The sequence below is a fragment of the Aurantibacter sp. genome, from assembly GCF_039941195.1.
Lineage (GTDB): Bacteria > Bacteroidota > Bacteroidia > Flavobacteriales > Flavobacteriaceae > Aurantibacter_A.
Window position 1 is genome coordinate 29,643 of sequence record NZ_JBDVFA010000097.1, and the last position, 24,410, is coordinate 54,052.

Here is a 24,410-nt window from a genome sequence, read left to right on the forward strand (position 1 = left end):
AAGTATGCTTGAATTTTAGTTTCGCTTAAGTTTTAAATCCTTTTCAAGTTCAATTATTTTTTTAATGTGAATTTCAGCAATTTCTTGATGGATGGAATCAAACTTTAAAATGGGTTCTCGTACTCTTGCTGTTTTGTATATTCCTTGTTTAAACAACAAGCGTTTGAAAAAATGAATTGAAATATCTAGATGTTGATTTGAGAATGCAAGTACGGGTATTATTTTTCTAAAGAGCTCTTCAGATGCTTCAATTTTACCTTGCTTAAATAGATTAAATATTTCGGTATAGCAATAATGCATGCCAGTTGGCATAAAAGCATGTATACCTCTTTGTAATCCTTCTAGCATTTGTGATACTGCCCAACCTCCACTTAAATTTAGTTGGCCACCGGTTAATTCTAAAATTCTAGAATATTTTACTCCAGCAGGTACAGTTTCAATCTTTAAACATCGAAATGCTTCACATTTTTGAAAGAGCTTATAAATTAATTTATCTGGTAACCCCTCTCCAGAGAAATCCCAATCTTGTAACATTATCATTTCTGGCCCTAAGCTCGCTAAATCTGAAAAATTAGCCTCAAATTGATTCTCGTTTTCATACGGTATTTGAAAAAGAACATTTTTACAACCAATTTCTAAATGTGATTTTAATAGTTTTTTGCTTTGATTAATTGTTTGTGCTCCTATACCAGCAATTACTGGTAAATTGTCTGAAACTTCTAGAACGGTAGCGACCATATTTAGTCGCTCAGTGTTTGTAAGTTTATAGACTTCTGCCGCCATCGCAGGAACTAAAAAACCTCCAACACCTGCATCAATAGCATTAGTAACATTTTGCTTTAATGCAGATAAATCTACTTTATCATCTTTCGTAAAAGGTGTGTTTAAAACTGTTACTATTCCATGAAGTGGGTAAAGCTCCTTTTTCAAAAGATTAATTATTTAGTAGCAAACTTAAAATATTCAGCGTTTTTTTAATTGGGTAATTCGATTTTAGCCATTTCATTGGCACTTGGTTTATATCCATTTAGTGCATAATAAATAATAAATGCATAACACGTAAGTGGTAGTATATAGGATAGATGTAAACCAATAGAAGGCATATCAGCTAAAATACCTTGTAGCAGTGGTAAAATTGCGCCACCAACGGGCGCCATCACTAAAATGCCCGCTGCTTTGTTCGTGTATTTGCCAAGACCACTGATCGCTAACGTAAATATATTTGACCACATTATGGAGTTAAAAAGTCCGACCGACAACATTGCCCACATGGCTATATAACCATTTGTAAGAATGGTTACTGCTAGTAATAAAACCGATGCTAAAGAAGAATAACACAATACTTTTTGGGCGCTAACTTTTTGTAGAATAGCAGACCCTAAAAACCGTCCAATCATTAATCCACCCCAATAAAGTGGAATATAAGTGGCCGCTTTTTTTTCTGCAAAACCTGCAATGTTATCTTCGCCTAAAAAGTTTACGATAAAACTCCCAATAGTTACTTCAGCACCTACATATAGCATTAAGGCTATTGCTCCTAAGCGCAATTGTCTAAACTTTAATACATTTCCTTTTACCTTAACTCCGTCCGTTTCTAGAACTTTAGGTAATTTTAAGAAAAAGAAAATAATAGCTATTAAGAATGCAAAAATTGCCAAACCTACGTAGGGGACTTCAACGGCTGCCGCTGCTTCTTGTGGACTGTTATAATGCCCGAGGATTAGAAATCCACCAGCTAATGGAGCAAGGGTAGTAGCTAATGAATTTATACCCTGCGCTAAATTCAATCTACTAGATGCGGTTTCAGGTTTACCTAAAATAATAACATAAGGGTTTGCTACTACTTGTAATATAACACTACCCGTTGCCATCGTAAACAATCCGAATAAAAATAGTGGATACGAAACAGACCAAGATGCGGGTAAAAATAAAAGTGCACCTAAGCCGATAGTAATCAATCCGGCAGAAATTCCTTTTTTATATCCAATACGTTCAATTAATAGACTCGCAGGAATTGCCATTAAAAAGTATGCACCAAAGAAACAAAATTGAATGAGCATTGTTTCTGTATAGCTCATATTAAATAAGCCCTTAAAATGCGGAATTAAAATGTCGTTTAGTGAAACTATTACGCCCCATATAAAGAACAGGGTTGTCATTAGAGCGAATGCTCCCTTGTAAGTTTTAGTTTGAGCCGTTGATTTCAAAATAGTTGGTTTAAGTTGTTGTTGTTTGTTACTCTTTTAGAGCATCTTGAATGTCTAAAAGGAAAATTTGTTTATAGAGGTTAGTTTGTTCTCCATCGATTATTCGCGATTCACTTTTATGAGCTATTAGTGCATCGTAGGCAAGTATTTTTCCATCGTGGGATACTACTAAATTTTCTCGATTCAATTCATTTGGAGTGAGTAATATTGATTTTCCGAAACTGTCTGAATCGCCTATATAACTAGCATAAACTTTTCCTTGACTTATGGAAAATATCCATTTATCGGAGGGATGCCAGCGTATGAAACCTGCATCCGAAGTGTAATTGGTAACCTGTACTGGTCTTTTGCTAGGGTCATTAGAAATATCAGATCCATCTGCAGCAATTACAAACACTTGAGCTATGCCTTTTTTGTCCTTAGATAGATATGCGATTTTATCACCAGCAAAGGAACCTCTTACTATCCCATCGTCTGTTGTACTATGTGTTAATCTTGTTACTTGTATTCCCTTCGGTGGTTCTGGGTAGGTATTTGCATCGCCAGCATAAGCGGTGGTAATATCAACAGAATTCGGTATTTCTGCAATGAAAAGAGAATTCTCATAATCTACGCCATTTTTGGCCCGTACTTTTCCAATAAATGCACGTTTTGTTCCTAAAGAATCAACCCATGAATCGCCATAAGCTTTTTCTATTTCACCAGCTTTTGACTCACCTTTTTTTGTGGGTTTTAATAATACAGCAAAAAAATGACTAAAACCTTCGGGAGCATTTTTATTGGGCTCCATATAACCGATAGTTCGGTCATATTCTTGTTGCAAAAAATCGTCATAGGTAAAACCTACACGTTCACCATTTTTTGAATACTCATGTCTATGCGTTCCACCTCTTTGAGCTCCTGCTATGGTAGGGTTATCTGTTGATATATCTCTTAAATCAGCAATTGAAAATATTCCATTACCATCAGCGCTAACAATAGCCCCGTTTCTATTTTTAATATCGTAATAGCCTCTCAATTCAATTTCATCTAATTGTGGGCCATGTATGAAGATTACTTTATTTTCGGTTGGATGATATGAAACAGCTGCCACTCCGGGTGCTGCATTTTCTCCAGAAACAGATTCAGGTTGCCATAATATGGTTTCTTCACCAGTTGAAATATTTACTTTTTCAACGGACTTGCTATTGGCAAGATTGGTGTTGAAAACCATATATCGTGTGTCGTAACAAAGAAAATTACCGTCTGGCGAAAAATTGTCATTATTATCAAGTACATGAGATTTTGCATTGAAAGTAAGTTGTTTTTCTGTCATTATTTTATTTTTAAATGCAACTTGTTCTTTACAACTCACTATGAGCATTAGCGAGGTGATTATTAAAGAACTTTGAGTTTTTAAACGACGCATTTTGATGTTGTTTCTTAAGTTTATTTTAGAATATAGTTTCTTCAACCATAATACAAAGTGCATGATAAATTGGTAAATGATATTCTTGTACCGCAGCAGTATTCGTGGCTGGAACACAAATTGCTACATCACATAATTCTTTTATTTTACCTCCGGTCTCACCAAGTAAACCAATAACTTTCATTCCCAATGCTTTAGCGGTAATACAGGCATCTATAACGTTTTTGGAATTTCCTGAAGTGCTTATGGCCAATAACACATCATTTTTTCTACCATAACCTAAAACTTGTTGTGCAAAAATAAAATCACCACCAATATCGTTTGAAATAGCAGAAATTAATCCTCCATGCGCATTTAATGAAATAGCTGGTAAACCACCTTCTAATTTTGTTGCTAATAAAGTTCCTCTTTCTTCTGAAGATTCTTGAAGACCTTTTTTAACTTCTGAAGTTAGAGGACGTTTCTTAGAAAAGCTTTTCATTAGTTCACCCACAATATGGTCGGAGTCGGATGCGCTACCGCCATTTCCACAAATTAATAATTTACCTTCATCTTGAAATGATTGTATTAATATCTGGCCCGATTTTCTTACCGTTTCTTTACATGATTGAAGTACAGGATATCGTACTATTAAATTTTCCAGTATTGCTTCTTGCGTCATTATATTATACTATTTGTGTTCTCATTTTCGATTTAATGCAATGCAACCCCAAGGGCCGCATAGTCACCAATTTTATCGCCTAATTTGGCGGGTACAATAGTGCATACCTCCAATGCTTCAGGTATCGCTTCTTTTTTAAGGACCTCGTAAACTAATGGTTTTAATAGTGCTTCGTTTCTAGTATAAATACTACCAATAACTATGCATTCAGGGTTTAAGATATCGATAAGTAAAGCCAACCCCTTGCCTAGATATTCTGCAGTTATTTTTACAATTCCAAGTGCAACAGCATCACCTTTATGGGCTGCATTAAATACAGTTTTAGCAGTTATAGTATCAATTTCATTTAAAGTGCTACAAAAATTAACCTCTTGGTTATTTTCTAGTTTAATTTTAACGGTGCTTTTAGCTAATTGAGCTATTCCGCTCCCGCTACAAAACCCTTCAAAAGAACCAGCTTTTCCAAAACCAATTGGTCCAGTTTGTGCTAAGCGGAGATGACCAACTTCGCCGCCAAGGTCATTAGTGCCGGAATAGATTTTTCCATTTAAAATAAGTCCTGCGCCCATTCCCGTTCCAAAGGTTAGGAATGCCATATTGTCGGTTCCTTTTCCTGCACCTAACATCCATTCGGCTATTGCTCCTGCGTTGGCATCGTTTTGAATTGTTGTATCAATGCCGAATTCCTTCTCAAGAATTTGGACTATTGGAATATCGTCCCAGCCCGGTAAATTAGGTGGCGATTTAATTAATCCTTTTTTAGAATTAAGTGGGCCTCCACAGCTAACACCTATTTTGATAAATCGTTTTCGATCATACTTTTCAAAAAACGAATGAATATTTTTTTTGAATTCGTTTATAATTACTTCTGGACCTCGTTCTACTTTGGTTTCGAAAAATATCTTTTCATAAAGATTAAAATCTTTATCACCTAAAACAACAGCACATTTTGTACCACCAATATCTATACCTATGTAAAGGTCTTTAGGTACATTAGAGCTAGTGTTATCAATCATTGATTATTCGATTTCTTTATTCACTAAAATTATTACAACATGTAAGAATTCAAGTTAAGCTTATTATTCTTTTAATACCCAAACATCGGTAACTCGAGATTGTTTTCTCCAATTTAAATGTTCCTCATCAGGTTTGTCGAAAGTAATTTTAAGTTTCCCGTCTTTTATTAACTCTTTACTTAATGGAAACTCTTTAAATTGCTCAAAATCCTTTTCATAATTGGTAGGCTTTAAGCGTTCGCCGTTTGCTCTGAGTAACGCTTCACCATAGCCTGAAACACGAATTATATAATTTGAATTAGAGTCAAGTTCATCATATTCTAATTCTGGTGTAAATTGAAATAATTGTGTCGATAGCCTTTTTCTACTAAGACCATCTTTTTCCCATAGAAAATCGATAGCATCATCAGTTTTAGAGGTTACATGTTTTGCATCTGCACTCGAGATATTATCGTAGAAACTGCCTTCACTAGGGTTGTCATAGGTTCGTAAAAATTTTATTCGCGCTAATTTTTCTTCTTCAGTTTTAAGCGTTTCTATTTTTTTGAATTCATCTTCTAACCACCATCTATTGTTTAGGGGATAGTCAATTAAATCGAGAATTGCACCTCTTTCAAAACCACTGGCATTATATTTTGGCACACTGGTTTGCGCCCCGACAGATTTAAATAAAGCTTCAGCATATTCGAATACTTTGTTTTTTAAATCTTGCGCAACAGGTAAGCTATCTGCTTTTTGTAGATGCACAAGTGCCTCTAACATTGTTTGTTCTATGCCCTTGTTTTTGGCATGGGCCAGAATTTTATAGGCCTCAACTTCAAGATTCTTTTCATAAGTTAATCTATCTTGGATATAGGCATCGTAATACGCGCGCATTATTAATTGTTGCCATCGCCAATTATCTTGAAGTTGTGGATTTTCAGTTTCCAACTGCTGCCATAAGCTTAGCGTTTCTTTGACAATTCCATTTCCAATTAAAGGACCATCCCAGTTTTTTTCAAGACTGAAAACACCAATAGTAGCGCCTTCTGCAACATTATTCCCAAAATAAAAGCGGCAGTATTCCAGAACTGTATTATTGATATCAACATTAGGATTCCAACCCAGCTGACTCCATACTACTTTATTGATATCATCATGAGAACCGTCGGAGTAGGTTATAAATCCATCAGTATATTGAGAATCTTGATTAAATAGTTTTGCATAATATTTTGGTTGCGGATTGCTTGGTTCTCTACCTAAGGTAAGAGCAAAAGCTTGATCCCAGTTATCAACGGGATAATGACACCGAACGGTATGGGTAATGTCTGGGTAAAAACGGTGTTTGTATTCTTTAGACAATAATTCACGCTCCAATTGTATTGGGGGACTACTAGGACCATATACCAGCCCTCTTAACCATTCTGGTTTATTCTCATTTAAATAGTTAAAAAAGTAATCTACTTTTTCTTCTTCAAAGCCTTGTAAAGAAACCCAAATGCCAGCATCTGGATGATGTTTTTTTAGAAGTGTTGAAAGTTTCTCTAAATATGGCATTAGAACAGATGGATGGTTATCTCCAGGGTCACCGCCTGGTACAAAAACGCCATCTAATCGAGGTACACGAGCGTAAAATTCTTCTTGTTCTTTTAGACCTTCTTCGGGTGCATTTTCTATAGTTAAATCTTTTGGAGCAGGAGTCCATACCCAATATTCTGCATCATATTTATCACATATTTTGCTGAGTTCCACTTCCATTTTTTGCGGGTCAACTTTGAAGTGAACACTCGAATTTGGTTTTTGAAAAGGAATGTTCTCAAAACTGTTCGCCCCAAAAAGGACTTGCTCACGAAAGTGTTGATCGAACTGTTCAATAGTCCAAGAATCCCATGAGTTGGCTGTGTTTCTATAGCCGAATTGATGCCCCCTTAATTCGTATTGTGGTGCTTCTGAAATATCTAAAGTACTGGCTACTGAAAATTGTCCTTCGCTCATATTTGCGGTACGTAAAAGTTTGCCAATGCCATAGAGTATTGCTCTCTTATCAGCCCCAATTATCCAGAGTATGTTTTTGTCCACTTTGTTTTCATACACTAAACGATATCCTTCTTTTTTGAATTCGACATTGTCATAATCGCGTTGAGGTACTTTTAAATTGGCTATGTTTTTATCTGTACTTAAGGCAAGGGCAATAATTGTTTTTGATAATTTTTTGTCGCTTAAAGTCAGGTTTAGTTGCGTTCTTTTTTTAATTTCTTCAGTTAAAACTGTAGTAGCTGTTTTCTGAAAATTGGAATTTATTGCCGGAGAAATTAACACAGTAGCTTTTGATAAATCTAGCGTGTTATTTACCTGCTTATTACAGGAAAGTAATTGAATAATTATTACAAAAAATAGGATTTTCTTATTCATATCTTCTAAAGATTTAAAACCTAAAAAATTGCCTGGGTTTCCCCAGGCAATTAAAAAAAACTAACACAACACAATGTAAATAAAATGAGAATGTACTCTTACAAAGTATTTTATTACCAAGGGTTTGCAACACCTTGAACAATCCATGGACGTGAATAAGGACTGTCATCTGGATCAGTTGAACCATATGAAGTTTCTTCTAAAGAAGCAGCTCCTACGCTATTATTTGCGCTATTATTATCTAGTTCATCACTTGGATATATAAATCTTAATGGCATAACATCTTCTCTTGCAAAAGGTCCAGCACTTAGATCAGGTAAACCGGTTCTTCTCCAGTCCATATAAGCCTCATCACCATTGAAAATGTTTGCAATCCATTTTTGCTCCATTACCATTTCTAAAGTACCATCAAAGGTTACACCTGGATTAGTAATATAAGTGGCATAATCATCAGAAATACCCCAAACGTCAAATGAAGCTTGAATTCCAGCTAAATAGTTTCCTTCAGCATCGGACCCCCAACCTCTTACGGCAGCCTCAGCTTTTAAGAATGATAACTCAGCAAATGAAAACAATCTAGATTTTAGTAGATTTCCACCATCATCTTTTTGGTTAAATACTTCATTCATTCTAGAAACATAAGCATTGGTGCCACCTCTAGAACCCTCAGCATTTAAGTTATATTCATATGGATCAATACTACTTACAGCAACAGGCAAACCAACATAAACGCTACTGGTATCAATTAATTTTTTATCTGCTTGAGCATCTGCTGAATAAGTTGCAGGAGAATAAATTGCATAATTGTTAGCTGCTAAAGTTTCTTCATTAATATATCTAACACCATCTTCTTCAGCAATATCACCTCCACCAGGTACCTCTGCGGCAGGAACTACTTTAGTCGGTACTGCTACTGGTGCAAACCATACTGCGATTCTTGGGTCTTCAAGTTCTTTTAACTTATCAGTAATTGTAGTACATGGCTTAACTCTATAAAAATCTGAAGCAGTACCAAATTGACCACTATTTGGCCATGACTGTGAGTCTATACCACCAATATAGCTTAAGACAAGTTCATCATCAATTTCACTAATAAGTGGTTTAGCTAGTGTAGCTGTTACACCTGTTTGTGCAAAAGCTGGTAGTTTTTCAGATAAGCGCATGTAGTAACGTAATGCTAAAGAATTGGCTAATTTTTGCCATTTTGAAGCGTCACCACCATAAAACACATCTTGGTCAGCTATTACACCTTCGTAACTAGAAGCTCCTAATAGTCCTGATGCAGTTTCTAAATCTGCAATAATACCCTTGTATACTGCTTCTTGTGTGTCATATGCAGGTCGCTCTCCTTCTAAATCATTTCCTTGTAATGCTTGGGTATAAGGTATGTCACCATAATAATCGGTTAGGTTACCAAATAACATTGATTTTAATATAAGTGTTACACCTTCATGAAAAGGTAAACCTAGTTCAACAGCTCTCTCATAAGCTACTTTGTTGGTTCTTAATAAACCGTAATTAGAATTCCAAATGGAACCAGTTTCCCAGTCGTAACGATTGCTAGACCAAGAATCCTTTTGAGTGTACTGCGCTGCTGCACCTGTATCGCCTCCATAACCTCTTGAAGTAGTACTAGTTGCTAAGCCAGTCATAACCGAACTTATTAATAGGTTTGGATCAACCACACTAGACTCAACGCCATTAGGGTTCTCGTTTATTTCAACAAGTCCATCATCACAAGAAACTATAACTAACAATGGAACAAATAGAAATAGTATTGCTATGTTTTTAACTAATTTCATATTCTTATTTTTTTAATTTTATTTAGAAACTTGCGTTTAATTTAATACCTACAGGTATGGCCCAAGGCTGAATATTATACCGTTCAACACCTTGTGATAAATTACCATTAGAATATTGAAAAGCAGATTCTGGATCAATATTAATTCCTGCTTTAGTCCATAAAATAATGTTACGACTAAATAATGAAAGGGATAAATTTCGCATCGCTAACTTCTCAGCTATTTTGTTTGAGAATGTGTAACCTATAGATATTTGTCTAAGTTTTACGTAATCTGCATCAAAGGTTGAAGCTCTAGTAAAATCCCAAGCGTAGTTGTCACCATAAGTATGGTATTGTGTGCCTGGTCCTCCAATGTTCTCTTGAGTAGCTATAAAGTTACCGTCGTCGTCGTAGGATCCAATAACACCTGGTAAAAATACACCATCATTTAAATCATCTACTGGAAATCCACCATACTCTGCAGTAGGTCCACCAACTAGTGGGTAGAAATCTCCATCAGGAGACAAAAATGTATCAGCATTTTCCAGAATATAAGTTGGAATATCACCAACATCACTTAAATCATATACTTTATCTAACCATCTTGTGGTTTGTAAATCAGATTCGCCATAACGGTGTGTTTGTGATACAAATTGACCGCCTTTTCTCCAATCGAAATTCATTGATAGATTCCAATTTTTGTATTGAATTGAAGTTTGTAAGCCCATTTTAAAATCCGGGTTATAATTCCCAATTACAGCAGCAGCTCTAGTGCCATCATCATTTGATAATGTTCTGTCACTATTTTCCCATCCTTCATCATCTAATAATGGCCATCCATAATAAGGAGAATTCACATCTTCTACTCGAATGAAATCTGCATCTACAATCTGGCCAACTTCTTCGCCAACCCATGTATAAGCACCACCTCTTGCTTGACTCCAAAACTGTACATAATCTGTACCTTCTGCTAATTCAGTAATAATAGTTTTGTTCTGTGTATAGGTTACATTCATATTCCAACGTAAATCTTCGCTGTCTATTAAAACACCGCCTAAGCTAGCTTCAAAACCTGTACTGTTTAGGTTACCAGCGTTGAAAAGTTTGCTAGTTGCACCTGAAGATATTGGTAAAGCCTTACTAAATATTTGATTTTCGTTATCAGACTCGTAATATGTAAAATCCATTGTCAAACGATTTTTGAAAAGGGATAAATCAACACCATATTCTGTAGAAGTGTTCAATTCCGCTTTAATCTCATCGTTTTTTAAGGCAGCGTTTACTGCCAGTTGTGATGCTGTACCCCAATCACCAGAATTGCTCAAAATTGCATATAAGTTATGTGGACTAGTATCGTTACCAGCCTGTGCCCAACCAACACGTAGTTTGAATAAAGACACATTACTACCCATGTCAAAAATATTGTTTACCAAAATACTTGATGATACTGATGGATATAAGAAACTGTTTTCAGTTCCTGGTAATGTACTAGACCAGTCATTTCTAACTGTCGCATCTACATAGACCATATCTTTATAGCTAATATTTCCTAAAGCATATAAGCTATTTACACGCTCTTTTGATTGTGTTTCGGTATAATCAATATTGTCAGCTGCAATGTTTGACAATAAAAATAAATTAGGTACAATTAAACCAGAACCTCCATTTTTTGTCTGGGTAGAAACATAGCTGCTATTAAGATTTCTAGTATTACCACCACCTGATAAACTATAATCGAAATTTTCACCAATCTTATCTCTATAAGAAAGTAAAAAATCTGCGTTGCTTTCTACTCCATTAATGTTAGCTAGTCCATAAGCCCCGTTCATTTCTCTACTAAAACCGCTAGATATCTTTGTTTCTCTTTCTTCATGAGAATCGTTATATGCATAACGTGCCATTAAAGAAAGCTTATCTGTAATTTGGTAATCAGCTTGAATATTACCCATTAATCTTTTTCTCTCAAAGCCATTGTTAATCTCATAGGCCATGAAATATGGGTTGTTGTATTCGAAATCTGATGGATCATCACCAAAATTGTAAGGTGCATTTTGACTCTGACCTTCTACCAACCAATAATCTTCTAAATCACGAATATCAATATGCGGGTTAATGTCATAGACTGCTTGTAGTGGATTCGCATTTCTATCTGTTGTCGAAGGACGGTTATCAGCCCCTGTAATTGTATACTTTAGACTTGATGTAATTTTTAAATCATCCGTAACATCAAAAGCACTGTTGATACCGAAGTTATGTCTATGCAAATCTGAATTTGGAATAAAACCTTCATGCTGCATATTCGTATACGACATACGATAGTTCATGCGGTCTGTATTATTCTCTACCGCAATTGTGTTTGTTAAAGTGTATGCAGATTCAAAGAAGTTTTTAGCATTATCCGCTCCTTTTGATGTTAAAGGAGTAGCGATACCAACTCCACTTGCTATTTCTTCAGCCGTATAAGGCCATTGTATAGCACTTAAACCTTTGTCCAACTCTGGTCCTACCCAACCCGATGATGTTTCATCAATTTGAGTTGTGTTTGGGTCTGGTCTACTACCATTAGCAAAAAGCGTACTTTTTTCTAAAAATTTATATGGAGTTTCATAGACATTACTTGAACTAAATGAAACACCTAAACCTTTACCCTTTTTGCCTGACTTTGTAGTAATCATAATTACACCATTCGCACCTCTAGAACCATATAATGCTGCTGCACTAGGTCCTTTTAAAACAGATACGTTTGCAATATCATCTGGGTTAACATCTCCAATGCCACCGCCGTAATCTACTGCAATTCCACTACCAGTACTACCAATATTGGTAAGTCCACTGGAAAGTGGCACTCCATCAATTACATATAATGGTTGGTTATCTGTAGTTAAAGAAGAAGCACCACGAAGTATTACACTTACAGTAGATCCTGCTCCACCAGTTGAATTAATTTGAACCCCTGCAACTCTACCGTTTAAACCATTAAGCGCATTTTCTTGTGTAACTGAAGTTATGTCATCACCTTCAACCTCGGCGACTGAATAACCTAATGACTTTTTCTCTCTAGAAATACCTAATGCAGTAACAACTACTTCATCTAGTTTTTCAGAAGATTCTTCTAAAGCTACATCAATTGTAGACTGACTGCCTACTGTTATTTCTTGTGTAGACATACCTAAGTATGAAAACACTAGTACAGATGTGTTGTCAGGTACTGTAATACTATAGTTACCATCAAAATCTGAAGTTACTCCCGTAACTGTTCCTTTTACAATGACCGATACCCCCGGCAATAATTCTCCGTTTGTGTCGCTAATAACTCCTTTTACATCTTGTTGGGCATAAATGTTTGCCACAAACAGACTGAATAAAAAGAAGGTTAAAAAATTTAGATTTCTTTTTTTCATAGTGTGATTTAGTTTTATGAAATATTTGTTTGATAGGTTAGTTATGGACAAATCTATTCTAAAATATTTGTTAAAACATAATGTATATTGTTAGTTATATATAATATTTTACCCCAAATTCACCATTTGTTATTTAATAATGATTTTAAGGTTAAAATAATGTTAGTTTTTGATAAAAAGCTATAATCTGATTGTCAAGCACTTGGCTTAATGCAGTATTTTTATTGACTTTAAGAATATAAAGTCAATATTTCATTAGATTCTTTTATTTAGGAAAGAAAGAGGTTTTAGTTCTACCTATTATATATAGCTACTAAATAATGCTTAAAAAATACTTGGCAAAAGAAGTAGTTGTAGCTTAATTACTATTTTGAGTCATTTGAGACTATCAAACCATAAATTTTGACCTTATTTAAGTGAAAATGGGTAAAAAACTTATAGACGGGTTTATTTATCATGTAAAGCCAATAAGATTTAATAAAACATTTAATGGCTATTAAACTTAATTTGTATATCAATTATAATCAAAAGAGATGTTAGCAGGAATCGATTATTTTATTGTAATAGCCTATATCGTTGGTATGTTATTACTAGGCCTTTATTTTAAAAAGTTCGTCAGTAGTTCGGAAGATTATTTTCTAGGCGGTAGAAGTTTACCATTTTGGGCAATAGGAATGTCAATTGTAGTTTCTGATATTGGTGCTTTAGACTTTGTGGGAGTGTCTGGACAGGCTTATCGATATGGTATATCAGTAGGTAATTTTGATTGGGTAGGTTCAGTACCAGCAATGTTATTGGCGGCCTTTATTTTTATACCTTATTTCTGGCGAGGAGGTATGTATACTATTCCTGAATATTTAGGAAGAAGATATAATAAGTCGGTACGTACTATTGCATCTGCCACTTGGATATTATTCTTTGCTTTGGATTTAGGAGTGTTATTTTGGGCAAGTGCTGTTCTTCTTAACGTATTAATGGGTTGGCCAATTTGGATCTCCATTATGTCTACAGCAGGCGTTGTTGGATTATATACTTATTTTGGAGGTATTACTGCGGTAATTATGACCGATGTTGTGCAAATGGTTATCATGTTTATTGGAGGTTTTGCATTAGTATTCCTTAGTCTTGATGCTGTTGGAGGATGGGAAAATATGGTTGAAAAAATTAGCACCATGGGTCCTGAGTATAGAAGCCATTTTGATATTATTCAACCTGTTGACACGAAATCGCCCTTTCCCTGGACCGGTATTCTATTCGGACTTACGTTTGTAATGTCCAACGCATATATGATTGGCAATCAATCTATTGTTCAGCGTTGTTTAACAGCCAAGAATGAATGGCATGCCAAAGCGAGTATGGTATTTGGTTCTGCCTTAAAAATGTTTATTCCAATTTTGGTTTTGTTTCCAGGTTTAATGGCTGTTGTTGTTCATCCAGATTTAGCTGATGGTGACCAAGCATTACCAATGATGATTAAGAGTATATTGCCTCCAGGTTTAGTTGGTTTAATGTTTGCTGCATTCTTCGCAGGCTTAATGTCTAGTGTAGATTCACTACTAAATTCTACAGCTACCTTATTTACAAAAGATATATATGAGCCTTTTATTAAACAGGATGCAGATGATAAGCATTACTTAAAAGTAGGCCAGATTACAACCTTAGTGCTGTTAGTTATGGGGGTTGCTACTGCACCGATAAGCAGCGATTTCCCTGGTATTTACGTAGCAATACAAACCTTTATGTCATATTTTCAAGGACCGCTTTTTGCCATTTTATTACTCGGTATTTTTTGGAAACGTACCACGCAGTGGGGCGGACTTTCAGCATTGGTTATCGGAATTGGATTTGCTATTTTCCTTAATGTTTTCAAAGCAAATTTCTTTACGATAGAGGATCCATTTTTATACATTTCTTGGTGGTCTTTCTTATTAGCATTTATAATTAATGTTACGGTAAGTTTATTAACTAAGAAACACTCAGAAGAAGAATTGAAAGGTTTGGTTTTCAGTTCAAAAATTATAACTAAAAATAAAAGCTAAGACTATGTTGAATTTTGATTGGCTTTCCGGAGTTTCAGCAGAAACAGCGAAAATGATATTTTTTGGCCTGTATATTTTAATTGGTGTACTAGTAAGTTTGTTACCCAATGAATATATCTATGAAGGAATAAAAAAGGAAGACCGCCATTGGTGGAACAATTTAAAAATTTGGTCTGTTGCGGTGTTAAGTATTTTGGCAACCGTCTATTACCAATTTTAAATTGGTTAGGATTAGCATATAAATTAGAGAAGTTAAAGCATAGATATTATGACTGAAATAGAACGTCTTTCAATAGTTAAATCGGCACAAATTAATCAAGCATTAGGTGTGTTTATATTCATTTTTGGCATTATAATTACTATTGCTATGGCATTTACTGAAACTTTTGTTCAGCAAATGACTGATTTGGTTGCCGGTATAGTTTTAATGGGAATTGGTGGAGGAATGATGTGGAGAGCAAAAACCATTTTAAAGAAACACCAATCGAAAGAAGTTAATTAGTGTTATGAAGAAGCGATTTAATTTGTGTTTGTCTGAAAATTGGAAAATACAATCCTCAAAGAATATTAGTGAGAAAGGTCCGGTTATTTCTACGGACAATCATGATAAAATAACTTGGATTCCAACTACAATACCTACAACTGTACTAGGAGCACTTGTTGAGAACAATATTATTGAAGACCCCTACTTTGGTGAGAATTTAAAAGCAATAGTTAAAGATGATTTTGAAGTCCCTTGGTGGTTTGCTACCCAGTTTTCCTTGGATAAAGATGCTTCGGATAAATCGGCAACATTAGTTTTTGATGGGGTAAATTATAAAGCGAATGTTTGGTTAAATGGAAAGCAAATTGCAAACTATGATGACATAGATGGTGCTTATAGAAGAACTTCTTTTACAGTTAGCGAACATGTTGTTTCTGGAATTAACACATTAGCAGTAGAAGTAATACCACCTGTAAATGGTGATTTTAGTGTTGGTTTCGTCGATTGGAACCCGTCACCTCCTGATGGTAACATGGGAATTTTTAGACCAGTTACTTTAGAATTATTTGAGGGAGTTTTAATTGAAAATCCTTTTGTTCAAACAAAAGTAGATTTAAAAACTTTAGCATCGGCAGAACTTACGGTATCCGCGGAATTAAAAAATGATACTACACAGCCAATTACAGGTATTCTTAAAGGTACGATTGATGATTGTGTTTTTGAAAAAGAACTAAGCATACCTTCAAAAGTTAGTATTTGTTTTGAATTTTTATCTGAAGAGTTTGAACAATTAAAATTTAAAAACCCAAACTTATGGTGGCCAATACATATGGGTAATCCTGACCTGTATGAATTGGAATTAGAGTTTATTGTCGATAATCAAACTTCGAGTTGTATCACAACAAGCTTCGGAATTCGTGAAGTAGAAGATTATTGGTTGAATGAAATCCATAGAGGTTTTAAAGTAAACGGGAAAAAGGTTTTGATTAAGGGAGCTGGTTGGACAGACGACCTTTTTCTTATGGATTCTGATGATAACATAGAAGCTCAAGTGCACTATGTAAAGCAGATGAATCTAAACTGTATTCGTTTAGAAGGTTTTTGGGGAAAAGATCATAAAATTTATGACCTCTGTGATGAGCATGGAATATTACTTATGGTAGGTTGGAGCTGTCATTGGGAGCATGAAATTCATATGGGAGTTCCCGTTGATGAGCGCTTTGGTGGTGTATATAAACCAGAGCATATAGATCATGTTGCAAAAGCTTGGGAAGAGCAGGTAATTTGGTTACGTAATCATCCAAGTATTTTTGTTTGGACCGTAGCCAGCGATAAAGTGCCAATAACAGCTTTGGAGCAAAGATATATTGACACGTTTGCAGCATACGACCCAACGCGACCCTATTTAAATTCTACGGGCGGCGTAGGTAGTGATCAGCATGTTATTGGAAGCGAAGATGTTATTAGTGAAATAAGCGGTTCGTCTGGCGTAAAAATGTTAGGACCTTATGCTTATACAGCTCCTGTTTATTGGTTTACAGACACCAATTTTGGTGGTGCGTATGGTTTTAATACCGAAACTGGCCCTGGAGCTCAAATACCGCAATTAAGTAGTTTAAAAAAGTTTATTCCAGAGGATAAATTATGGCCTATTAATGAAATATGGGATTACCATTGCGGCCGTTACGAATTTGCTGACTTAAGTCGGTTTACTGAAGCAATAGATCAGCGCTATGGCACCCCAGATTCTATAGAAGAGTTTGATAAAAAGGCGCAAGCCATGAATTATGAACTAATGCGACCCATGTTTGAAGCATTTCAAGTCCATAAAGATAGATCAACTGGGCTTGTACAATGGATGTTGAATGCTGCTTGGCCCAAAATGTATTGGCAGTTGTACGATTATTATTTAAATCCTACTGGTGCATTTTATGCAACACAAAAAGCGTGTTTGCCATTACATTTGATATATAATTATGGCAATCATCAGATTTTTGCTATCAATGACTATTCGCATCAAGTAAATAATTTAACAGCGCAATTACGTATTTATACTATTAATTCCGAATTGGTATTAGAAGAACAAATTACTTTAGATGCTTTACCCGACAGTGCTGTTTCAATATTTGATGTTCAGAAATTGGAAAGTCTTACTACAACCTATTTTATTGACCTTCGCTTAATTGATGATTCAAACAATGAGGTAAGTTCTAATTTCTATTGGCTTTCAACAGTAGAAGAAGAATTAGATTACGAAGCTGATTTAGGGGAGTTTGCGTATCATACGCCAAGTAAAAAGTATGCTGATTTAACTTTACTCAATTCACTGCCAGCGGTTGAATTAAATGTCGCTTGTGACCATGAACGCAATGGAATAAAAAACACAACGATAGTAACCATTGAAAATACAGCGGAGACAATAGCTTTCTTGATTAATCTTAATATTCTTGAACAAGAGACTCAAGAAGTTGTATTGCCCGTTTTTTGGGAGGACAATTTTATAAGCTTATTGCCTGGTGAAATAAAAACAATTCAGGTAACCTACGACAGTAATGTGCCGACTGTATTAACGGTTAATGGCTGGAATTTAAATAAAACATATTATGCAGAAATTAGCGATACAAGGCGGGAAGCCTTGTCGTGATACCGATGCAAATCCATGGCCAAAATGGCCGGTTTGGGGTAAAGAAGAAGAACAAGCACTTATTGAGGTTTTAAATAGTGGTGTTTGGTCGTATAATGGACCAAAAGAAATAGAATTCAATAAATTATTCGCTGAATTTACGGGCACAAAATATGCTATATGTACTGTGAATGGTACTATTACCATGCAACTTGCATTGGAGGCATTGGGTATAGGTGTGGGAGATGAGGTTATTGTACCAGGTCTTACTTGGCAAGCAACGGCGGCTACAGTAATTGATGTAAATGCAACGCCAATTTTAGTAGATATTCTTGAAGATACGTGGTGTATTGACCCAACTGCAATCGAAAAAGCGATTACTCCTAATACTAAAGCAATTATTCCAGTTCATTTATATGGTGCCTTTGCAGATATGGATGCTATTATGGAAATAGCCAAAAAACATAATCTTTTTGTAATTGAAGATTGTGCGCATAAGCATGGTGGTGAATGGAAAGGTATGAAAGCTGGCAGCATTGGCAATGTCGGCAGTTTTAGTTATCAATTGTCTAAACATTTAACCGCTGGTGAAGGTGGGTCTATGACAACTAATGATGCTGATTTAGCCGAAAAATTAGATGCGTTAAGAAATGTTGGTCGAAGACCTGAAGGTGATTCTTTAATTGGTGCAGATAAAGGCATTGGCGATTATGGTGATGATGGTAATTTCATTCAATCTGGTAACTACCGTATTACAGAATTTCAAGCTGCTATTTTAATTGAAGGTTTAAAAAGATTACCGCAACAAAATGCTACCAGAGATAAAAATGGGGCTTATTTAAATGAAATTTTAAAGGAAATACCTGGTGTAACTCCTTTAAAAAGAGATGATCGAGAAACGAAAAAGGCATATTTTAATTTTGCTTTTCGATATGATAAAAGTGAATTTAAAGAGCTGCCAATTGATAAATTTAGAGCTGCATTAGAGGCAGAACTAGGTATTGTAGTCGATGCTTGTTACGAGCCTCTAAATAATTGTGATTTGTATGTGCCACATACAAAGCCATCACGGCATAAATTAAACGAATCGTATTGGAATTCTATTGATCCATCACGATTTTCATTACCGGTTTGTGAGCGTATTTTTAAAGAAGAGTCGGTTTGCTTGCATCATAAAATATTAATGGGTTCGCAAGAAGATATGGACTTGATTGCAACGGCTATTCGGAAAATATTTAATCAGGCAGAAGAATTAATGGCATAATAACTATGACAAATAAGATGCGATTTCTTAGCTGTTTTTTAATTTTAGTTTCGCTTCTTTTTTATAGCGCTTCCATAGTAGCGCAATCAAATAAATTACCCAAAAAAGGTATTTGCGCGCACAGAGGTGCGATGGAGCATCATCCAGAAAATACTATTGCAGCCTTTAAAGAAGCAATTCGTTTAGGAGCACAAATGATTGAGTTTGATGTACGACTTACAAAAGATAAAAGGCTTGTAGTTATTCATGACGATACTTTGGGAAGAACTACAAATGGTGTCGGAAAAGTTAAAAAAGCAACCTTTAATCAAATTCGAGAATTGGATGCCGGTTCTTGGAAGTCAGAAGAATTTTCAGCTGAAAAAGTTCCTACTTTAAAAGAAGTTCTTCAAATAATGCCTAAAACTGTTTGGCTCAATATTCATTTAAAAGGCAATAAGGAGCTAGGAATTAAAACTGCGAAAATGGTGGTTGCAGAAAATAGAATCGAACAATCAATTATTGCCTGTTCAAAGAAACCATATAAAGGTGTAAAAGAGGTGAGTACAGCGATTAAGACTTGTAACATGCAACGTTTGTCTTCTCGTTCAAAATATATTGATAAAACAATTAAAAAAAGTATCCCTTATCTACAAATTAAAAGTAGTAGAGATAACGACAAGTTGGTTTCAGATGTGCAGCGACTTAAAGAAAATGGAGTTGGTATTAATTATTATCATGCAGAAAATGAAACCAGAATTATAGAATTGTTGGATGCTGGGGTCGATTTTATCTTAACAAATCATCTATCAGAGATGATGGATGTTTTTAAAAAATACAGTGCTAAACAATCAGAAAATCAACCTTAAATAAGTTGCTATGAAAACAATAAAAATCGCATTAATTGGTGCTGGATATATTTCTGATTATCACGCGCGAGGCTTGCAGTTAATTCCGAATGTAAATATTACAGCTGTGGTAGCTCGTACTGCAACGAGTGCAGAAAAGTTTGCTGAAAAATATGAAATACCCAATGCGTATACAGATATACAAAAAGTAATAGATGATCAAGAAATTGATGGCGTAGTTATTTCTACACCAAATCAATTTCATGCACCTTACGCCATCGATTTTCTAAAAAGTGATAAGGCTGTTTTTTTGGAAAAACCAATGGCCATGGATGCTTTAGAAGGAAAGCAAATTGATGCTGTAGCCAAAGAAAATAATCAATTGGTAATGGTGGGCCATATGTGGCGTTTTGATACAGATACTAACTATATAAAAGATACCATTGCATCTGGAAAACTGGGTAAAGTTTTTAAAACCAAAGGATATGGCGTACATGAAAATTGGGGGCCATCTGGATGGTTTACCAATAAAGAATTAGCTGGAGGTGGAGCATTAGCAGATATGGGTGTTCATGCAATTGATTCTATCCGATACCTTCTAGGAGACCCTAAACCAAAAAAAGTATATGCTAGAATAGCTACTAATTTTGGTGATTACGATGTTGATGATTCTGGTATTATTGTTATTACTTGGGACAATGGTACAGAAAGTATAATTGAAAGTGGTTGGTGGCACCCGCATATGGATGGACCTGAAGCAGCCGCTGGAATTTTTGGCACAAAAGGTTATGCGAGCCTGTTTCCCACTTTCTTGAAAATGACTACGGGAGAAGAGACCTTTGAAAAAATTATTCCTGAACTTCCTGTTAGAGAAGAACATTGTGATCAAGTAATTTATTCCAGACAAATGGAACATTTTGTTTCCTGTATTCGGAATAAAGAAACTCCAATACCTGGCATATTAGAAGGTCAGATTGTTTTAGAAATTGTGGACGCTGCCTACAAATCGGCAGCAACTGGTGAGGTAATTAATTTGTAAAAAAACACGCTAATGATAACAACTATAATTTTTGATATGAATGGTGTTATCACGGATGACGAAGATTGTCATGAACTAGCTACAAAAAAAGCATTTCAATTAGTTGGTATAGCTATTACACCAGAAATTTATAGAAAATTTTGTTTAGGTCGTCCAGATACAACTGCCTTTAAAGAATTAGTTGAAAAGTTTAAAGTGAAGTCGAGCGATGTCGAAAATTTGATTGCTATTAAAACACAGTTTTATCTAGAGATTATTAAAGACGATTTAAAAATTTATCCTGATGTTGTCGAACTATTATTTAAACTGCATCAAAAATATACCCTTGCGCTAACCACCAGTTCTACTTTTGAAGAGATGAATACAGTAGTGAATTCATTGGAAATTAAAGACCTTTTTGAAGTTATAGTTTGTTCTCGAGATGTCATAAAAGGGAAACCGGACCCTGAACCTTACTTATTAACAGCTGAAAAGTTAGGTGTACATTGCAATACATGTTTGGTTATTGAAGACTCTGAAAATGGAGTGCGATCCGCAAAAGCTGCTGGTATGAAATGTTTTGCCATAACAAATACCGAAGATGCGATTAATCTTCAACTAGCAGATTCGATTATATCGGAGTATTCTGAAATTACTGATCAGTTAATACAGGGTATTTAGGTTGCTAATTGCCTTATGATAGTTTTAAAAAAAGTATATCGTTTATTAAAGAAGACTCAAATTATAGGCCTAACATCGTATAAAATTCAACTTTATAACTTTCGCCAATTGGGATTCGCATATCGTTAATAACAATTTTATTGCGCTGAACAGTTTTAATGTAATCTACATTTACAATAAAAGATTTGTGCACTCTTAGAAATTGATTAGAGGGTAATCTATCTAAAATCTCTTTAAAATTCATCAGCGTTAATACGGCTTTATTAGTGTTGCTAATGTGAATTTTTAAATAGTCTTTTAAACCTTGTATATACTCGATTTCATCCAAGCTAATTTTTATACTCTCATATTCAGACTTAACAAAAATGAACTTTTGTGTTTCATTCACCTCACCATGCGAGGAGAATACATTACCCGTAATTGGTTTTTCTTTTAAGGTTAATAGTTCTTTAGCTCTTGAAACTGCTTTTATAAAACGATGATAAGGTATGGGTTTAACTAAATAATCAACAGCGTTTAAATCAAAACCCTCAACAGCGTACTGCGAATATGCCGTAGTAAATATAAATAGTGGTCGATTGTCTAAAGACCGTACAAAATCGATACCACTAATTTGTGGCATTTCAATATCACAAAATATCAAATCAATTTTTTTCTCTTTTATGGTTGAGATTGCTTCTAACGGATTTGTATAACTTCCAACCAAGTCTAAAAAGTCAATATTTTCGCAATAATTTTCTAAGACCTCGATAGCCAATGGCTCATCATCTATGATTATACAGTTCATACTTTAAAAGTTTATTTTTAAATCTACTTCATAAGTTTTTCCATCATCAGTAATATCTAAAATATGTGAATTTGGATAAAGGTATTTAAGTCTATTTTTAATGTTTTCAAGTCCGAGGCCACTACTTTTGTCATTTTTCTTAATTACACCAATTTTATTTATAACACTAAAATGTATATAAGCTTCCTGAATTAAGAAGTTTATTTTAACCATGGTTTTGCCGTTGTAATCTGTACCATATTTAAAAGCGTTTTCAATAAATGATATGAAAAGTAATGGCGGTATATTTTTATTATTATCGTCTCCTGAAATTTTTAAATGTACATTTTCACTATCTGCTAAGCGAAGTCTTTGTAGGGCAACATAGCTTTTTATATACTCTATTTCTTTACTTAAAGGAACATTCTCTTTGTCTGCTTCATACAACATGTAGCGCATTAATTCAGATAGGTTAATAATAGCATCTGAAGTGTCTTTAGATTTTTTTACAGACAAAGAGTATATCGTATTCAAAGAATTGAATAGAAAATGAGGATTCAATTGAGCCTTTAAAAATTGAAGTTCAGATTCAACCTTTTCTTTTTCGATGGTTTTTCTTAGACTTTCATTTTTTTGCCAACTGAAATATACCCTAAGCATAGTCGAAAAAAGTAAAGGGATGCTAAAAATAACAAAGGGTATCATTGGAAAACGCAAGGCGAAAATTTCCCTTCTTAATGGTGACATACGACGCATAGGTCTTGGAAACTCCCTAATTTCCATTTGTGGAGCTGTTTTGTGAAAGATATATACTATTAGCCCTACTATAGTAACCGATAAAATTAGATATATAATTTTTTTGCCATTAAGTAAGAAATAGGGTACTAGAAAGTAATAATTAAAATAAAAGAGTACTATAGCGGTTACCATTTTTAGCAACAAATCGTTTGGTAACGCTTGTGAATAAGCTAAAAATGGATACGATAGCATACCAAAAAGAGCACTCCAAAGAAAAATGTGTACCAGAATTTGCGGTATATTTTTCTTAAGAAAACTCATTTTAAGTTTTGCTTTTCAATGGGAATACTAATGTCTAATTTTTTAAGCTCTAAAATAGATACGACAGGATTTTCTCTTTTAAGAATTTTTCGAATAACTAAATCTGCTGCTTTCTCGGCATCTAAACGAGAAGAAAATGGATGTTCCCCTTGTATTGCTGGAATATTACTTTGTTGTATTAAAACCTTTTTGTCATTTAAAATACGATAACCAAAGCCATCATTAGTACTATATACTTCAGAACTTAACTCGAACTTTGAACCTTGATTTTTACCGGAACAACTAAGTGCCAAGAGAACAAGAGTACTTAGCAAAGTAAAAACTAAGATTCTGATTAAGGTAAAACGAAACCACTTAAAACTCAAATTCATTTATAGTATTATCAACATGGAGGCAAAATTAAGTTAAACATTTGCAAGTTGCTTTTGTTTAATCTTCATCGTCGTATTCATCAAAAGGAAAAAATTCAAATAGGTCATCTAAATATAAACTGCTTGTTCGCCCAAGACCTATGAATGCTCTTGATCCATTTGAAAAAGCAATAGGGTCTTGTCGTGAAGTTCCTTCGAAACTTGTTCTAGAGTCCCATGTATCAGTACTTGGATCGTATTGCCATACACTAGCTAATGTGCCACCTGAAATACCACAGGCAATATACCCATAGCCATTTAATGTAAAAGATACCGCATTACTTCGCGTAATACTATAGTCGTCTTCTTCATCAAGGTCCAATTTGGCGCTCCAACTTTCATCTGCAGCATTAAATACCCAAAAATCATCTA

20 protein-coding genes are annotated in these 24,410 nt (G+C 34.7%); 8 read left to right on the forward strand and 12 right to left on the reverse strand.

What is annotated here, in order from left to right:
• Window positions 1-15 precede the first annotated feature (15 nt).
• From ABJF52_RS16370 to ABJF52_RS16405, 8 genes are all read right to left on the reverse strand, one after another.
• Window positions 16-930, reverse strand: coding sequence for a dihydrodipicolinate synthase family protein (locus tag ABJF52_RS16370; protein WP_348152697.1), 915 nt, complete (start codon window positions 928-930; stop codon window positions 16-18).
• Window positions 931-974: 44 nt separating this feature from the next.
• Window positions 975-2,207, reverse strand: a complete 1,233-nt coding sequence (locus ABJF52_RS16375) for a sugar MFS transporter (RefSeq protein WP_348152699.1) — start codon at window positions 2,205-2,207, stop codon at window positions 975-977.
• 28 nt (window positions 2,208-2,235) lie between these two features.
• Window positions 2,236-3,522, reverse strand: coding sequence for a DUF3748 domain-containing protein (locus ABJF52_RS16380; protein WP_348152702.1), 1,287 nt, complete (start codon window positions 3,520-3,522; stop codon window positions 2,236-2,238).
• A 118-nt stretch (window positions 3,523-3,640) separates the two neighbouring features.
• Complete coding sequence (locus ABJF52_RS16385) at window positions 3,641-4,276, reverse strand: SIS domain-containing protein (protein ID WP_348152704.1); 636 nt, start codon at window positions 4,274-4,276, stop codon at window positions 3,641-3,643.
• Window positions 4,277-4,308: 32 nt separating this feature from the next.
• On the reverse strand, window positions 4,309-5,292 hold the full coding sequence (locus ABJF52_RS16390; protein WP_348152707.1) for an ROK family protein: 984 nt from the start codon (window positions 5,290-5,292) through the stop codon (window positions 4,309-4,311).
• Between the two features lie 63 nt (window positions 5,293-5,355).
• Window positions 5,356-7,683, reverse strand: a complete 2,328-nt coding sequence (locus ABJF52_RS16395; protein ID WP_348152710.1) for a hypothetical protein — start codon at window positions 7,681-7,683, stop codon at window positions 5,356-5,358.
• Window positions 7,684-7,796: 113 nt separating this feature from the next.
• Entirely contained in the window at window positions 7,797-9,485 is a 1,689-nt protein-coding gene (locus ABJF52_RS16400) for a SusD/RagB family nutrient-binding outer membrane lipoprotein (RefSeq protein ID WP_348152712.1), read from the reverse strand.
• Between the two features lie 22 nt (window positions 9,486-9,507).
• On the reverse strand, window positions 9,508-12,867 hold the full coding sequence (locus tag ABJF52_RS16405; RefSeq protein WP_348152715.1) for a SusC/RagA family TonB-linked outer membrane protein: 3,360 nt from the start codon (window positions 12,865-12,867) through the stop codon (window positions 9,508-9,510).
• Window positions 12,868-13,400: 533 nt separating this feature from the next.
• On the opposite strand from ABJF52_RS16405, the gene ABJF52_RS16410 reads away from it, so the two are divergent.
• The 8 genes from ABJF52_RS16410 to ABJF52_RS16445 are packed head-to-tail and all read left to right on the forward strand — an operon-like array spanning window position 13,401 to window position 21,803.
• Window positions 13,401-14,906 (forward strand): sodium:solute symporter family protein, encoded by a 1,506-nt coding sequence (locus ABJF52_RS16410; protein WP_348152718.1) that lies wholly within the window; start codon window positions 13,401-13,403, stop codon window positions 14,904-14,906.
• 4 nt (window positions 14,907-14,910) lie between these two features.
• Window positions 14,911-15,126 carry a hypothetical protein gene (locus ABJF52_RS16415; protein ID WP_348152720.1) on the forward strand — a complete coding sequence of 72 codons (216 nt, stop codon included), beginning with the start codon at window positions 14,911-14,913 and terminating at the stop codon, window positions 15,124-15,126.
• 48 nt (window positions 15,127-15,174) lie between these two features.
• Window positions 15,175-15,408: a hypothetical protein gene (locus ABJF52_RS16420; RefSeq protein ID WP_348152723.1), complete on the forward strand. Its 234-nt coding sequence runs from the start codon at window positions 15,175-15,177 to the stop codon at window positions 15,406-15,408.
• Between the two features lie 4 nt (window positions 15,409-15,412).
• The gene (locus tag ABJF52_RS16425) at window positions 15,413-18,034 is read left to right on the forward strand and encodes a glycoside hydrolase family 2 TIM barrel-domain containing protein (RefSeq protein WP_348152725.1); all 2,622 of its coding nucleotides are present in this window, start codon (window positions 15,413-15,415) and stop codon (window positions 18,032-18,034) included.
• Window positions 17,994-19,277 carry a DegT/DnrJ/EryC1/StrS family aminotransferase gene (locus ABJF52_RS16430; RefSeq protein WP_348152728.1) on the forward strand — a complete coding sequence of 428 codons (1,284 nt, stop codon included), beginning with the start codon at window positions 17,994-17,996 and terminating at the stop codon, window positions 19,275-19,277. Before ABJF52_RS16425 ends, ABJF52_RS16430 begins: the two co-directional genes overlap by 41 nt.
• A gap of 17 nt (window positions 19,278-19,294) precedes the next feature.
• Window positions 19,295-20,125 carry a glycerophosphodiester phosphodiesterase family protein gene (locus ABJF52_RS16435; protein WP_348152731.1) on the forward strand — a complete coding sequence of 277 codons (831 nt, stop codon included), beginning with the start codon at window positions 19,295-19,297 and terminating at the stop codon, window positions 20,123-20,125.
• 10 nt (window positions 20,126-20,135) lie between these two features.
• Window positions 20,136-21,143, forward strand: coding sequence for a Gfo/Idh/MocA family oxidoreductase (locus ABJF52_RS16440; protein ID WP_348152733.1), 1,008 nt, complete (start codon window positions 20,136-20,138; stop codon window positions 21,141-21,143).
• 12 nt (window positions 21,144-21,155) lie between these two features.
• Window positions 21,156-21,803 (forward strand): HAD family phosphatase, encoded by a 648-nt coding sequence (locus ABJF52_RS16445; RefSeq protein WP_348152735.1) that lies wholly within the window; start codon window positions 21,156-21,158, stop codon window positions 21,801-21,803.
• 61 nt (window positions 21,804-21,864) lie between these two features.
• Here the strand turns inward: ABJF52_RS16445 and ABJF52_RS16450 are convergent, their stop codons facing one another.
• The 4 genes from ABJF52_RS16450 to ABJF52_RS16465 form a co-directional block, all read right to left on the reverse strand.
• Complete coding sequence (locus tag ABJF52_RS16450) at window positions 21,865-22,590, reverse strand: LytTR family DNA-binding domain-containing protein (protein ID WP_348152737.1); 726 nt, start codon at window positions 22,588-22,590, stop codon at window positions 21,865-21,867.
• A 3-nt stretch (window positions 22,591-22,593) separates the two neighbouring features.
• Window positions 22,594-23,628 (reverse strand): sensor histidine kinase, encoded by a 1,035-nt coding sequence (locus ABJF52_RS16455; RefSeq protein ID WP_348152739.1) that lies wholly within the window; start codon window positions 23,626-23,628, stop codon window positions 22,594-22,596.
• The gene (locus ABJF52_RS16460; protein ID WP_348152742.1) at window positions 23,625-23,942 is read right to left on the reverse strand and encodes a DUF4907 domain-containing protein; all 318 of its coding nucleotides are present in this window, start codon (window positions 23,940-23,942) and stop codon (window positions 23,625-23,627) included. Before ABJF52_RS16460 ends, ABJF52_RS16455 begins: the two co-directional genes overlap by 4 nt.
• A 115-nt stretch (window positions 23,943-24,057) precedes the next feature.
• Window positions 24,058-24,410, reverse strand: a 353-nt coding sequence (locus ABJF52_RS16465; protein WP_348152745.1) for a kelch repeat-containing protein, incomplete at its 5' end; no start/stop codon positions are given.